12 protein-coding genes are annotated in these 12,502 nt (G+C 67.8%); 7 read left to right on the top strand and 5 right to left on the bottom strand.

Features of this window, described 5'->3' with window-relative positions:
- Positions 1-39: 39 nt before the first annotated feature.
- The 4 genes from NA11_RS13470 to NA11_RS13455 all read left to right on the top strand — a co-directional run bounded on the left by NA11_RS13470 (position 40) and on the right by NA11_RS13455 (position 3,946).
- Positions 40-426 carry a hemophore-related protein gene (locus tag NA11_RS13470; protein WP_069162266.1) on the top strand — a complete coding sequence of 129 codons (387 nt, stop codon included), beginning with the start codon at positions 40-42 and terminating at the stop codon, positions 424-426.
- A 192-nt stretch (positions 427-618) separates the two neighbouring features.
- Positions 619-1,326 (top strand): response regulator transcription factor, encoded by a 708-nt coding sequence (locus tag NA11_RS13465; RefSeq protein WP_069162191.1) that lies wholly within the window; start codon positions 619-621, stop codon positions 1,324-1,326.
- A complete protein-coding gene (locus NA11_RS13460; protein WP_084654581.1) occupies positions 1,323-2,696 on the top strand; it encodes a sensor histidine kinase in 1,374 nt (457 codons plus the stop codon). Before NA11_RS13465 ends, NA11_RS13460 begins: the two co-directional genes overlap by 4 nt.
- A gap of 83 nt (positions 2,697-2,779) precedes the next feature.
- Positions 2,780-3,946: a YhgE/Pip domain-containing protein gene (locus NA11_RS13455; protein WP_069162190.1), complete on the top strand. Its 1,167-nt coding sequence runs from the start codon at positions 2,780-2,782 to the stop codon at positions 3,944-3,946.
- A gap of 72 nt (positions 3,947-4,018) precedes the next feature.
- Here the strand turns inward: NA11_RS13455 and NA11_RS13450 are convergent, their stop codons facing one another.
- The 4 genes from NA11_RS13450 to pdxH form a co-directional block, all read right to left on the bottom strand.
- Complete coding sequence (locus tag NA11_RS13450; protein ID WP_069162189.1) at positions 4,019-4,378, bottom strand: FKBP-type peptidyl-prolyl cis-trans isomerase; 360 nt, start codon at positions 4,376-4,378, stop codon at positions 4,019-4,021.
- A 43-nt stretch (positions 4,379-4,421) separates the two neighbouring features.
- Positions 4,422-5,735, bottom strand: coding sequence for a citrate synthase (locus NA11_RS13445; RefSeq protein ID WP_084654580.1), 1,314 nt, complete (start codon positions 5,733-5,735; stop codon positions 4,422-4,424).
- A gap of 193 nt (positions 5,736-5,928) precedes the next feature.
- A complete protein-coding gene (locus NA11_RS13440) occupies positions 5,929-7,209 on the bottom strand; it encodes an MFS transporter (RefSeq protein WP_069162188.1) in 1,281 nt (426 codons plus the stop codon).
- Between the two features lie 70 nt (positions 7,210-7,279).
- The gene (gene pdxH, locus NA11_RS13435; RefSeq protein WP_069162187.1) at positions 7,280-8,008 is read right to left on the bottom strand and encodes a pyridoxamine 5'-phosphate oxidase; all 729 of its coding nucleotides are present in this window, start codon (positions 8,006-8,008) and stop codon (positions 7,280-7,282) included.
- Positions 8,009-8,160: 152 nt separating this feature from the next.
- Here pdxH and NA11_RS13430 point away from each other — a divergent pair, with 152 nt between their 5' ends.
- Both NA11_RS13430 and NA11_RS13425 read left to right on the top strand, forming a co-directional pair.
- Complete coding sequence (locus NA11_RS13430; protein ID WP_069162186.1) at positions 8,161-9,309, top strand: citrate synthase 2; 1,149 nt, start codon at positions 8,161-8,163, stop codon at positions 9,307-9,309.
- Between the two features lie 98 nt (positions 9,310-9,407).
- Positions 9,408-10,295: a polysaccharide deacetylase family protein gene (locus tag NA11_RS13425; protein ID WP_245745860.1), complete on the top strand. Its 888-nt coding sequence runs from the start codon at positions 9,408-9,410 to the stop codon at positions 10,293-10,295.
- A gap of 48 nt (positions 10,296-10,343) precedes the next feature.
- On the opposite strand, the gene NA11_RS13420 is transcribed toward NA11_RS13425, so the two are convergent.
- On the bottom strand, positions 10,344-11,012 hold the full coding sequence (locus NA11_RS13420) for a hypothetical protein (protein ID WP_245745859.1): 669 nt from the start codon (positions 11,010-11,012) through the stop codon (positions 10,344-10,346).
- Between the two features lie 175 nt (positions 11,013-11,187).
- Between NA11_RS13420 and serC the strand changes: the two genes are divergently transcribed.
- On the top strand, positions 11,188-12,312 hold the full coding sequence (serC, locus tag NA11_RS13415; protein ID WP_069162183.1) for a phosphoserine transaminase: 1,125 nt from the start codon (positions 11,188-11,190) through the stop codon (positions 12,310-12,312).
- Positions 12,313-12,502 lie beyond the last annotated feature (190 nt).

Raw genomic sequence — 12,502 nt, 5'->3', positions numbered from 1 at the left:
AGGGCGCACGCAAACCCCTCGATGATCGGGAGAATCACCATGAAGCGTTCCGTTGGCCGTCCCACCGTCGCCGTGCTCGCCGCGGGCGGACTGGCCACAGTTGCCATGATGCTCAGCCCCGCGATCGCCGCCGCAGGCCCGATGGAGCTCGCAGCCCCGCTGCTCGAGTCGGACTGTTCCTTCGCGCAGGTCGACGCCGCCCTGCACGCCAAGGCCCCCCAACTCGCCTCGATGCTCGACGCGAACCCGACCCAAAAGGCCGAACTGCAGCGCAAGTTCGACCAGCCGGTCGAAAAGCGCCGCGCCGACCTCCAGCAGGCGATCAACGAGAACCCGGACGCCGTCCGCCAGGCCGAAAACGACCCACGCACGGCACAACTGCGCGAAACCATCCAGGCGGTCGCCAACTCCTGCCACAACTACTGATTCTGCGAGAACTGATCTCGCAAGCACATGGGTAACTCACCGGGGACGGGCTGACCCGCCCGTCCCCGAACCGCCGGCCGCCAACGCCCGGCGACCACGCACACGAGTCTGGCCAGAAATCCCGGAGAGGCGGGGGAGCCCCGACACACGAGTCTGGCCAGAAATCCCGGAGAGGCGGACCAGCCCAGCACAATGGACGATGTGACTGTCAATCCCACTGTTCTTGTTGTCGACGACGACGAGGATGTGCTCGCGTCGGTCGAGCGTGGGTTGCGGCTGTCCGGGTTCCGGGTGCTCGTCGCCAGGGACGGCGCGCAGGCGCTGCGCAGCGTGAGCGAGTTCGCGCCGGACGCGATCGTGCTCGATATGAACATGCCGGTGCTCGACGGCGCCGGGGTGGTGACCGCGCTGCGCGCGATGGGCAACGAGGTGCCGATCTGTGTGCTCAGCGCGCGAGCCTCCGTGGACGATCGCATCTCCGGGCTGGAGTCGGGCGCCGACGATTATCTGGTCAAACCGTTCGTGCTCGCCGAGCTCGTCGCCAGGATCAAAGCGCTGCTGCGCAGGCGCACCGACACTCAGGCGCCCGCGACCCCTGGCGCGATCACTGTGGGCCCGCTCGAGGTGGATGTCGCGGGCTATCGCGCGCTGCTCAGCGGTGTCGAAATCGAGCTCACCAAAAGGGAATTCGAGCTGCTTTCCACGCTGGCGCGCAATGTCGGCGTTGTCCTGAGCCGGGAGCGGCTGCTGGAACTGGTGTGGGGCTACGACTTCGCGGCCGACACCAATGTGGTGGACGTCTTCGTCGGCTACCTGCGGCGCAAGCTGGAAGTCGACGGCGCGCCCCGGCTGCTGCACACGATCCGCGGGGTCGGGTTCGTGCTGCGGGCGCCCAAGTGACCGAGCGCCCCGCGAAACCCCGTCGGCGACGGACGTTTTCGCTGCGCACCCGGGTCGCGGGCGCCGCGGCGGCCGGGGCGATCGTGATCGTCACCGCGATCAGCGCGATCAGCGTGCAGCTGATCGAACGCAACAACGTGCGCCAATCCGATCAGCAGCTGACCACCGCCTCGCGCATCGCGCTGATCGAACCGGTCATCGCCGTGCGGCTGCTCAGCCTGACCGGGCTCGGCAAGGACATCTCGATGACCGTGCGCGACAACGGCGCCGTCACCGCGACCAGTCCCACCGAATTGCCTGCTCTGCCACCGGGTTCGCGCACCGTGACCATCGGCGGCGCGTCCTACCGGGTGCTCACCACCACGGAGAACCAGCCCGAGGGCCGGGTGGTGTCGATCGGGCTGCCCGCGGCCGAATCGACCAGGATCACCACCGAGCAGCAGCAATGGGTGCTCGCGGGTGGCCTGCTCGCCATCGCCGCGGCCGCCGCACTCGGCTGGCTGCTCGCCGGCCGCGCGGTCCGGCCGATCGTGCGGCTCACCAAGCAGGTCAGTGCACGCAGCGCGCTGCCGGATCCGGACAATCCGCAAGCGCCGGTGGATGGTTCGGGCGTGCGGGAGGCGGAGAAGCTGGCCGAGGCGGTGAACACGATGCTGCAGCAGGTCGATCGGGCGCAGGCCGAAACCGCGGCCGCGCTGGAGACCGCGCGCGACTTCGCGGCCGTCTCCGCGCACGAACTGCGCACACCGCTCACGGCCATGCGCACGGACCTCGAGGTGCTGCGCACCCTCGACCTGGACGGGGCGCAACGCGCGGAGATCCTCAGCGATCTGCAACGAAGCCAAGGCCGGGTGGAGACCACGCTCGCGGCGTTGGAGCGGTTGGCCACCGGCGATCTGCTCAACGAGCGTGATCACGTCACCACCGATGTCGGCGAGCTGTGTGACCAGGCGGCGCACGACGCCATGCGCAGCTTCCCCGGCCTCACGGTGCGCATCGACGCCGACACCGAACTGGTGACCCGCGGCCTGCCCGCCGGGCTGCGCCTCGCGGTGGACAACGCGCTGGCCAACTCGGTCAAGCACGGCCGCGCCACCGAGGCACTGGTGTCGGCACACCGAGGGCCGCACGGCCACATCGTGATCGCCATCGATGACAACGGCCGCGGGATCCCGGTGCCGGAGCGCCAGATCGTGTTCGACCGGTTCTTCCGCGGCAGCCAGGCCAGCAAGGGCGGCTCAGGTCTCGGTCTGGCGCTCGTCGCGCAGCAGGCCCAATTGCACGGCGGCCGAGCCTATTTCGACGACGGCACGCTCGGTGGCATCCGCCTGGTCCTCGACCTGCCCGATCGCACCGCGCCCGGACCTTAGTGACCTAACCAGGTCTACGGCCTTAGTGAACTCTCAGAGAAACGCCAGCGCAGCGGTTATGCACGGCAACTACCGTCGGGGCCATGATCGGAAAACGCGCCCGCCTGGCACTTCTCGCCGTCGCCCTCCTAACCGCCGGCGCCGTCGGCGCCGGGGTGACCGCGTGTAGTCGCCCGGCGAGTCCGACGGGAATCGCACTGGTCAACACCGATAAGGGGCCGACGGGCGAGCGGGTAGTGCAGGCGCTGACACAGGCGGGCGGGTACGAGTGGACCGCAGCCAAGCCTGGCGAGGCAAGCACCGCCGACTACGCCGCGGTGATCACGCTGCCCGAGGACCTGACCGAATCCCTCGGCAGCCTGGCAGGCACGCAGCCGCACCGGGCCAAGCTCACCGTGAGCTCGGCAAAGAACGCCGACACCGCGCTGGTCAACGGTGCCGCCGACGCGGTGTCGCGGCGGATCGGCGCGGTCGGTGTCGATGCCGCGCTCGCCGCGGTCGGGCAGGCGCGCACGCAGATGTCGCAGGTGCAGTTCACCGCCCAGCTGTTGAAGGCGGGGGTGAACGCGGCCGCGTCGGGCGCCGATCAGTTCAGCTCGGGCGCCGATCAAATGCTCGGGTTCCTCAATTTCGCCAAAGAAGGCTCCGCACAGTTGACTTCGGCAATCGCACTGCTGAACTCGACCGTCGACGGCGCGGCTGAGCAGGCGAACGAGCTTGCCTCCGCGCTGGATTCGACCGGGATCACGATCGCGCAGGTGGAGCAGACGGCGAACACAGTGAGCTCCGGCCTCGATCAGATCCTGCCGCCGCTGCGCGCCTTGCCCTTCGCCAACGACCCGGCGGTAGTCGACATCATCAAGAAAATCGAAGCCCTGCAAAACATTTCGGGCCAGGCCGGGTCACAGCTCACCGACCTCGGCACGCTGGTCGGCGGCGCGGTCGACCCGAACACCGACCTCGGCACGCTGCTCCGCACCGTCGTCGACCGATTGCAAAGCGCCAGTGCGCAACTCAACCAAGGCGCCAAACTGGCCGAGGGCCTCCCGCAACTGGCCGACCAGGGCGGCGCCCAATTGATCAGCGCCATGAACCAGCTCACCGGCGGCGTCACCCAGCTGCAAACCATCGTCGGCAACCTGAGCACCCAAACCGACAAGGCCGTCGCCGCACTCCCGCAACGCAGCAGCGCTCAGCAGTCCGCGCTGGCCCTCGCATTGACCGACCCCGTAGAAGTCGTACACGAGTAGAAACTCATCCGAGAGTGAAAAAGCTTGTGGCCCATACCCCTTGACGGGATATGGGCCACAACGCGAGCGGACTCAGTTCGCGTCGACCAGGTCGATCACGAAGACCAGGGTCTTGCCGGCGAGGGGGTGACCTGCGCCGGCCGGGCCGTAGGCAAGGGCGGGCGGGATGGTGAGCTGGCGACGGCCGCCGACCTTCATGCCGGGGATGCCGTCCTGCCAGCCCTGGATCAGGCCGCGCAGCGGAAACTGGATCGATTCGCCGCGGTTCCAGGAGGAGTCGAACTCTTCACCGGTGTCGAACTCGACGCCCACGTAGTGGACCTCGACGTTGCCGCCGGGCACGGCTTCCTTGCCTTCGCCCTCGACGATGTCCTTGATCACCAGCTCGGAAGGCGCGGGGCCGCCCTGAAACTCGATCTCCGGCTTGGTCATTCGGGTTATCCCCTTCGATAGATGATGGTGGGTGACAGGGAAATCAACGATTGTTGAGCTCGCGGTAGTCGCGGGCGCCGTAGCCGGTGTAGATCTGCCGCGGACGGCCGATCTTCAGTGGCTCACTGTGCATTTCACGCCAGTGCGCGATCCAGCCCGGCAGCCTGCCCATCGCGAACAGCACGGTGAACATGCGGGTCGGGAAGCCCATCGCCTTGTAGATGACGCCGGTGTAGAAGTCGACGTTCGGGTACAGCTGGCGCGAGATGAAGTACTCGTCGGTGAGCGCGGCCTCTTCGAGCGTCTTGGCGATGTCGAAGAGTTCGTCGTCGCCGCCGAGTTTGCCGAGAATCGAGTCGGCGTGCTTCTTGGCGATCGAGGCGCGCGGGTCGTAGTTGCGGTAGACGCGGTGCCCGAAGCCCATGAGCTTCACGCCGTCTTCCTTGTTCTTGACCTTGCGGATGAATTCCTTGACGTTGCCGCCCTCGGCCTTGATGCCGTCCAGCATCTCCAGCACGGCCTGGTTCGCGCCGCCGTGCAGCGGACCCCACAGCGCGTTGATGCCACCGGATACCGAGGTGAACAGGTTGGCGTCGGAGGAGCCGACGAGCCGCACCGTCGAGGTGGAGCAGTTCTGCTCGTGGTCGGCGTGCAGGATCAGCAGCATGTCGAGCGCCGCGGCGACCTCGGGGTCCACCTCGTAGGGCTCGGCCGGGAAGCCGAAGGTCATCCGCAGGAAGTTCTCCACCAGGCTCAGCGAGTTGTCTGGGTAGAGGAACGGCTGACCGACCGACTTCTTGTACGAGTACGCCGCAATCGTCGGCAACTTGGCCAATAGTCGGATGGTGGACAGTTCGACCTGCTCGGGGTCGCGCGGGTCGAGCGAGTCCTGGTAGTACGCTGAGAGCGCGTTGACCGCGGACGACAGCACCGGCATCGGGTGCGCGTTGCGTGGGAAGCCGTCGAAGAACCGCTTCAGATCCTCGTGCAGCAGCGTGTGCCGCCGGATCCGGTCGGTGAAGTCCTCCAGCTGGGTCTTCGAGGGCAGCTCGCCGTAGATCAGCAGGTAGCTGACCTCGATGAAGGTCGAGGAGCCCGCGAGCTGATCGATCGGGTATCCGCGGTAGCGCAGGATGCCCGCGTCACCGTCGATGTAGGTGATGGCCGACTTGGTGGGGGCCGTGTTCATGAAGCCCGGGTCGTAGGTGACGTACCCGGTGTTGGCGAGCAGCTTTCCCAGCTCGATACCGTCGTTACCTTCGGCGGCCTTGGCAACCGTCATCGGGAATTCCCCGCCGGGATACGAAAGGACCGGCTTGGCGTCTTCGTCGACGTTGATGATGTTCTCAGCGGGCACGGAAGGATCCCTCTCAGGCTAGAACCGTAGGCACCGGGCGCGGTCGGCGCACGATGCGCTTGCCTCAACGCTAGCCGTTCACCGGCACGGACAACCACGGAGGGTAGTCCTGCCACGGCTCACAAACTGCGCGTGGCCAAGTGAGGTCGGCAATGCTCATCCGACCACAGTTGCCAACAATTCGCAGGACACCTCACATCACCATTTCCGCATGTGCACGGCCCACGCGGTAGCGCACGAATGCCGGGAACGCGATGGCCGCGATCACCACACCGATCACGACAAGACCACCACCGCCCGCCGCGGCAACAGCGGTACCCAGACTGGCCGCCGCGAAACCGTGGGCAACATCACCGATACGGGGCCCACCTGCGACGACCACGATGAATACACCCTGTAACCGCCCGCGCATTTCGTCGGTGGCGACCTGCTGCAGCATCGTCACCCGGAGCGCGGCCGAAATCATATCCACGGCGCCGCCGAAGGCGGAGCAGAACAGCGCGATCCACAGCCCTAATCCGAGGCCGAGGCCGTGTCCGGTGAAACCGACCGCGAGCCCGAAACCGACCATGGCCAGACCCCACAGCACGATGCAGACGATCACCGCCAGGCCCTGGCGCCGGATGCGCGGGATCCAGCCGGAGAACACGCCGCCGAGCACCGCGCCCACCGACATGGACGCGAACAGCAGGCCGAGCGCGACGCCGCCGGTGGTCGGGTCGCCGAAGGTCTCGTGCGCGATCTGCGGGAACAGCGCCCTCGGCATGCCGAACACCATCGCGATCACGTCCACCGCGAAGGAGGCGAGCAGCACCCGCTGCGTCGCCAGATAGCCGAAACCGTCCAGCACCGTACGGAATCCGGCATTGCGCACCGACCCGGTCGGCGGCAGTGCAGGCAGCCGCCACACCGCCCACAGCGTGGCGAGCAGGGCGACGGCGTCGATCAGATAGAGCGTGGCGAGCCCGATCACCGGGATCAGCGCGCCGGCGAGCACCGGCCCCGCGATCGCGCCGAACTGCATCACCGTCATGCTCAGCGAATTGGCCGCGGCCAGGTGCTCTTCCGGCAACAGGCGCGGGATGGTCGCGCTGCGAGTCGGCTGGTTGACCGCGAAGAACGCCTGCTGCACCGCGAACAGGCCGAGCACGACCCACACGTTGTCGAGGCCAGCGGCGGCCTGGATCCAGAACCCCAGTGCGGTGAGCCCGGTGCCGGTGTTGGTGATGAGCAGCAGCTTGCGCCGGTCCATCACGTCGGCGAGCGCGCCGCCCCACAGCCCGAACACCACCAGCGGCACCAGGCCGAACAGCCCGGCCAGGCCGACATAGCCGGAGCTGCCGGTGATCTGGAAGATTTGCTGCGGCACCGCGACGATGGACAGCTGCGCACCGATCATGGTGACGACGCCGGACGCCCACAGCCGCCGGAAGTCGTCATGCCGCAAGGGCGCCGTGTCGGCCAGCAGTCTCACCGGGCGCAGACTAACGAGTCCGACCCGCTTGTCTCGACGCGATATTCATCACCGGCTGACCGGGAATAATTCACGGCTGTAGTCGTTCGACCTTCATCGCGGGTCCTTCGATCAGCACCCGGATCCGGTTGTGCAGCCTGCCGCGCCTGCCCTGCCAGAACTCCACCTCGTCGGGCCGGAGCAGGAAACCGCCCCAGTGCGGCGGCACCGGGATCTCGTCGACAGCGTCGAAGCGCTCGACCGTCTCGGCCATGATCCGGTCGAGCTCGGCGCGCGAGCCGATCGGCGTCGACTGGTGCGAGGCCCAGGCACCGAGCTGGGAATCGCGCGGGCGTGAGCGCCAATAGACGGCGGTCGTCTCCGGGGCGACCTTCTCGATCGCGCCGCGCACATGGACCTGCCTGCCGAGCGCAGGCCAGACGAAGGTGACCGCGGCGAACGGCACCGCGGACAGCTGGGTGCCCTTGGCCGAGTCGTAGTTGGTGTAAAAAGTCACACCCTCGGGCGAAAGGCCCTTACAGAGCACGGTCCGCGCCACCGGTCTCGGGATGCCGTCCGCCATGTTCACGGTGGCGAGCACCATGGCGTTCGGCTCCGCGACACCGACCGCGGTCGCCTGCTCGATCCAGTGCCGCAGCAACGGTTCCCAGCCTCCTGCCAGCCAGGTTTCGTCCAGATCGACGTCCTCGCCGCTGCCGAAGGGGGCACCGCCGTACTCGGCGCGCATGCCCGCGAGATCGGTGTTCGGGTGGTATTCGGCCGTTTCCTGGCCGGCGGATGAATTGTCCAGGTCACGCATGGGCCAGACGTTACTCCGCGGTAGCAAGGAGCTAAGGTTTTGATGATCGGCATGTGCTCGGCGAGCCGTACACCTCCCGCCGACCTTTTCGAGCGACCTGCAAGCCGTCGCCGCGAAAACCATGCGAACCGAAGTGCAAGGAGAGTCGCAACATGACTACCAGCCCCGCGGTGCCAACCGGGCAGACCGCCGTACCCAGCGATTTCGTCAGCGGCCTGGAGGGCGTGGTGGCTTTCACCACCGATATCGCCGAACCCGACAAGGACGGTGGCGCACTGCGCTACCGAGGGGTCGATATCGAAGACCTGGTCGAGGGCAAGGTGACCTTCGGTGACGTCTGGGCGCTGCTGGTCGACGGCGAATTCGGCCGCGGGCTGCCGCCTGCCGAGCCGTTCCCGCTCCCGGTGCACACCGGTGACGTTCGGGTCGACGTGCAGGCTGGGCTGGCCATGCTCGCGCCGATCTGGGGCTACCAGCCGCTGCTCGACATCGACAACGAGACCGCGCGGGACAACCTGGCGCGCGCCTCGGTGATGGCGCTGTCCTACGTCGCGCAGTCCGCGCGCGGCATCTACCAGCCTGCCGTCCCGCAGAAGAAGATCGACGAGTGCACCACGGTCACCGAGCGGTTCATGACCAGGTGGAAGGGCGACCCGGACCCGAGGCACACCGAGGCGATCGACGCCTACTGGGTGTCCGCCGCCGAGCACGGCATGAACGCCTCCACCTTCACCGCCAGGGTGATCGCCTCCACCGGCGCCGACGTGGCCGCCGCGCTGTCCGGCGCGATCGGCGCGATGTCGGGCCCGCTGCACGGCGGTGCGCCCGCTCGCGTGCTTCCGATGATCGAGGGCGTCGAAAAGACCGGTGACGCACGGGGTCTGGTCAAGGGCATCCTGGACCGCAAGGAAAAGCTGATGGGCTTCGGGCACCGGGTGTACCGGGCCGAGGACCCGCGCGCCCGCGTGCTACGCGCCACCGCCAAGCGGCTCAACGCGCCGCGCTACGAGGTGGCCGCCGCGCTGGAGCAGGCCGCGCTCGCCGAGCTGCGTGAGCGCCGCCCCGACCGCGCCATCGAGACCAACGTGGAGTTCTGGGCCGCGGTGATCCTCGACTTCGCCGAGGTGCCCGCGCACATGATGCCCGCCATGTTCACCTGTGGCCGCACCGCGGGCTGGTGTGCGCACATCCTGGAGCAGAAGCAGCTCGGCAAGCTGGTCCGTCCCGCCGCCATCTACACCGGCCCGGGTCCGCGCAGGCCGGAAGAGGTCGGCGGCTGGAATTCCGTCCAGCACGTGTAAGAACCTGATAACGATCCACCCGCGAGCCGAATGCCCTGAAGGACTGGGGTGTTCGGCTCGCGTAGCATCCGGATGACCTTGAAAGGGTGGGCGTACGGATGTTGGAACGAGGAATGTCGCGGCGGCGCGTGTTCGGCCTCGGCGCCACGCTTGCCGCCGGGTTCGCCGCTACCGCGTGCGGCACGGCGCAGTCCGATACCGTGCCCGCGCAACCGAGTTCGACGGTCGACCCGGCCTCGGCGCTGGGGAATTGGGATGCCCTCGCGGTCTCCAAAGCCGCACCGCCACCACAGGTCAACTCCCTCGGGACGGTGGTTGCCAAGCACACCGGACAACAACCCCAGCAGTGGGGCGTTGCGATGCAAGGCATCACCAGCACCTTCGAGGCCACCGGCAAGCAGCTGGCGCTGACCTTCGATGCCTGCGGCGGTCCCGGCGGCACCGACATCGACGAATCGTTGCTGAGTTTCCTGATCGCCCAGCAGATTCCGGCCACGTTGTTCCTGAACAAGCGGTGGATCGACGCGAACCATGGACGCGCCGCCAAGCTCGCCGCGAATCCGCTGTTCGAGCTGGCCAATCACGGCACGTCGCACAAGCCGATGTCGGTGAAGGGCCAGGCCGCCTACGGGATCGCGGGCACCGGCTCGGCACAGGAGGCGGCGGACGAGGTGTGGGGCAATCACGAACGACTAACCGAGCTGGTCGGCAGGCCACCGCGCTTCTTCCGGGCGGGCACCGCGCACTATGACGACGTCGCGGTCTCGATCGTGCGTGAACTGGGGGAAATCCCGGTGGGATTCAGCATCAACGCCGACTACGGCGCCACCGCCAACCCGGCCAAGGTCCAGGCCGCGATGAATGCCGCTGCGCCGGGTGCGATTTCGCTGGCGCACATGCACCGCCCACAATCCGGCACCGGTGCAGGCATGATCGCCGCACTCCCCACCATCCGCGCGATGGGCTTCACCTTCGTCCATCTCTGACAGGCCGATACTCGGTGCGCCCCTGACTTGTTCGCGCACCAAGACGGTTCAGTCCTCGCCGAGTGAGGCGGCCCAGTCGACCGCGACGGATTCGCCGTGATCGACGGTGAAGAAGGCGACCTCGAGGTGCTGGCCGAGATCGACCAGGCTGATCGCGGCCAACGGCACCGGCTGGACCAGCCGAACCAGCCACGGCGTCGGTTCGTCCCACGCACGCAACTCGAGGTCGAGCCGAAGCACCGGATCGTCGCGACCGGTGTAGTCCGCAGCGACCGGAGTGGCCGCAAGCACCGTGGCATCGGCGCGGCGGCCGTCGGCGAGGATCTTCGAGATGCTGACCCGTCCGGTCTCCGCGAAGTCGGGCACGTAGAGCACCAACCGATCCCGGTCGCCCGGATCGATCCGGCAGCTGACGACATCGCCGGGCTGCATCCATTCCAGCGTCGCCTCGGACACCCGCTGGCGCACCCTGGTCTCGTACGGCGCCACCCCGTCGACCTGCACCCGGACCCAGAACACCGGCCCGTGCTCGGCGCGGCCGCTGCCGTCGTCATCGACCATGCCCTTCGAGCTCGGCCGCACCCCGAGGATCGTTGCCGAACCGAAGGTCCCGCGCATCAGCAACTCGCGCCTGGCCGCATCCGAGATCGTGCCGACGCGAAGTCCGAAGGTGCCAGGGCGGCGGCCACGCAACCGCCACAAGTTTGCTGACGCCATGCTCATGGGCGCAAAGGTTAGCTGGCATGTGCGCCGAGACACAGCGGTACCACCGTGATCCGCCGCGTTCTCGCGCGTGTCCTGCACCGATGTCACGGATGGCGGGTGATAGCTGGCTGTCCGGAGGCCGACCCGAACGTACCGAGCGGCCCTGCCACGCTCTACCCTGTTCGGCATGACCACTGCGTTCCCGACGATTCCCGCCGACCTCAAGCCCGCCGACGGACGTTTCGGCTGTGGCCCCTCCAAGGTGCGACCGGAGCAGTTGCAATCCCTGGTGGACGTCGGCGCCTCGGTGTTCGGGACCAGCCATCGGCAGAAGCCGGTGAAAGACGTGGTCGCGCGGGTGCGTTCGGGCCTACGCGAGCTGTTCGCGCTGCCCGACGGCTACGAGGTGGTGCTCGGCAACGGTGGCACGACGGCCTTCTGGGATGCCGCCGCGTTCGGCCTGATCCGGGAGCGTTCGCTGCACCTGACCAACGGCGAGTTCAGCTCGAAGTTCGCCACCGTGGCCAAGGGCAACCCGTTCATCGGCGACCCGATCGTCGTCTCGGCCGAACCGGGCAGCGCGCCGGAGCCTGTGTCGGATCCGGCGGCCGACCTGATCGGCTGGGCGCACAACGAAACCTCCACCGGTGTCGCCATTCCGGTGCAGCGTCCCGCCGGCTCGGCGCACGCGCTGATCGCCATCGACGCCACCTCGGGCGCGGGCGGCCTCCCGGTGAACATCGCCGACTCCGACGTCTACTACTTCGCACCGCAGAAGTCCTTCGCCGCCGACGGTGGCCTGTGGGTCGCGCTGATGAGCCCGGCCGCGCTGGCCAGGGTCGAAGAGATCAAGGCTTCGGGTCGGTGGACTCCGGAGTTCCTGTCGCTGCCGATCGCGATCGACAACAGCACCAAGGATCAGACCTACAACACCCCGGCGCTGGCCACACTCCTGTTGCTCGCCAACCAGATCGAATGGCTCAACAGCAACGGCGGCCTGGACTGGGCGGTCAAGCGGACGCTGGATTCCTCGTCGCGCCTGTACAACTGGGCCGAGTCGAGCGAATACGCCACCCCGTACGTCACCGATCCCGCCCACCGCTCGCAGGTGGTCGGCACCATCGACTTCGCCGATTCGGTCGACGCGGCCGCGGTCGCCAAGGTGCTGCGCGCCAACGGAATCGTCGACACCGAGCCCTACCGCAAGCTGGGCCGCAACCAGCTGCGTGTCGGCATGTTCCCCGCGATCGACCCGGAAGACGTCACCCAGCTCACCCGCAGCATCGATTGGGTTGTGCAGAACCTGGGCTGAGGTCAGCGACACGCCGTGCACGACACGCAAGATTTCTGACGAGCTCGACACACCGGAGCGCGAGTCTTGTGAGTGCCGTGCACGGCCCGTCGCAGGTGGCGGGTGGCCGAAGCGCATGCGCCGCAGGCGCGAATCTCGGCTGCTCGGAGGGTAAAGCCGAGGGGGCGGCGAACACTCAGCGCCACCGGCG

The organism is Nocardia altamirensis NBRC 108246, assembly GCF_001612685.1.
GTDB classification, from domain to species: domain Bacteria; phylum Actinomycetota; class Actinomycetes; order Mycobacteriales; family Mycobacteriaceae; genus Nocardia; species Nocardia altamirensis.
Note: the sequence above shows the minus strand (reverse complement) of the source record. Positions and strands in the feature narration are given on the sequence as shown.

What these genes read in the sequence shown, in the direction of transcription:
- NA11_RS13450 (WP_069162189.1), bottom strand. Translation starts at nt 4,378, where the DNA reads ATGACCAAGCCGGAGATCGAGTTTCAGGGCGGCCCCGCGCCTTCCGAG.
- serC (WP_069162183.1), top strand. Translation starts at nt 11,188, where the DNA reads ATGACCACTGCGTTCCCGACGATTCCCGCCGACCTCAAGCCCGCCGAC.
- NA11_RS13430 (WP_069162186.1), top strand. Translation starts at nt 8,161, where the DNA reads ATGACTACCAGCCCCGCGGTGCCAACCGGGCAGACCGCCGTACCCAGC.
- NA11_RS13425 (WP_245745860.1), top strand. Translation starts at nt 9,408, where the DNA reads ATGTTGGAACGAGGAATGTCGCGGCGGCGCGTGTTCGGCCTCGGCGCC.
- NA11_RS13455 (WP_069162190.1), top strand. Translation starts at nt 2,780, where the DNA reads ATGATCGGAAAACGCGCCCGCCTGGCACTTCTCGCCGTCGCCCTCCTA.
- NA11_RS13420 (WP_245745859.1), bottom strand. Translation starts at nt 11,012, where the DNA reads ATGGCGTCAGCAAACTTGTGGCGGTTGCGTGGCCGCCGCCCTGGCACC.
- pdxH (WP_069162187.1), bottom strand. Translation starts at nt 8,008, where the DNA reads ATGCGTGACCTGGACAATTCATCCGCCGGCCAGGAAACGGCCGAATAC.
- NA11_RS13470 (WP_069162266.1), top strand. Translation starts at nt 40, where the DNA reads ATGAAGCGTTCCGTTGGCCGTCCCACCGTCGCCGTGCTCGCCGCGGGC.
- NA11_RS13465 (WP_069162191.1), top strand. Translation starts at nt 619, where the DNA reads ATGGACGATGTGACTGTCAATCCCACTGTTCTTGTTGTCGACGACGAC.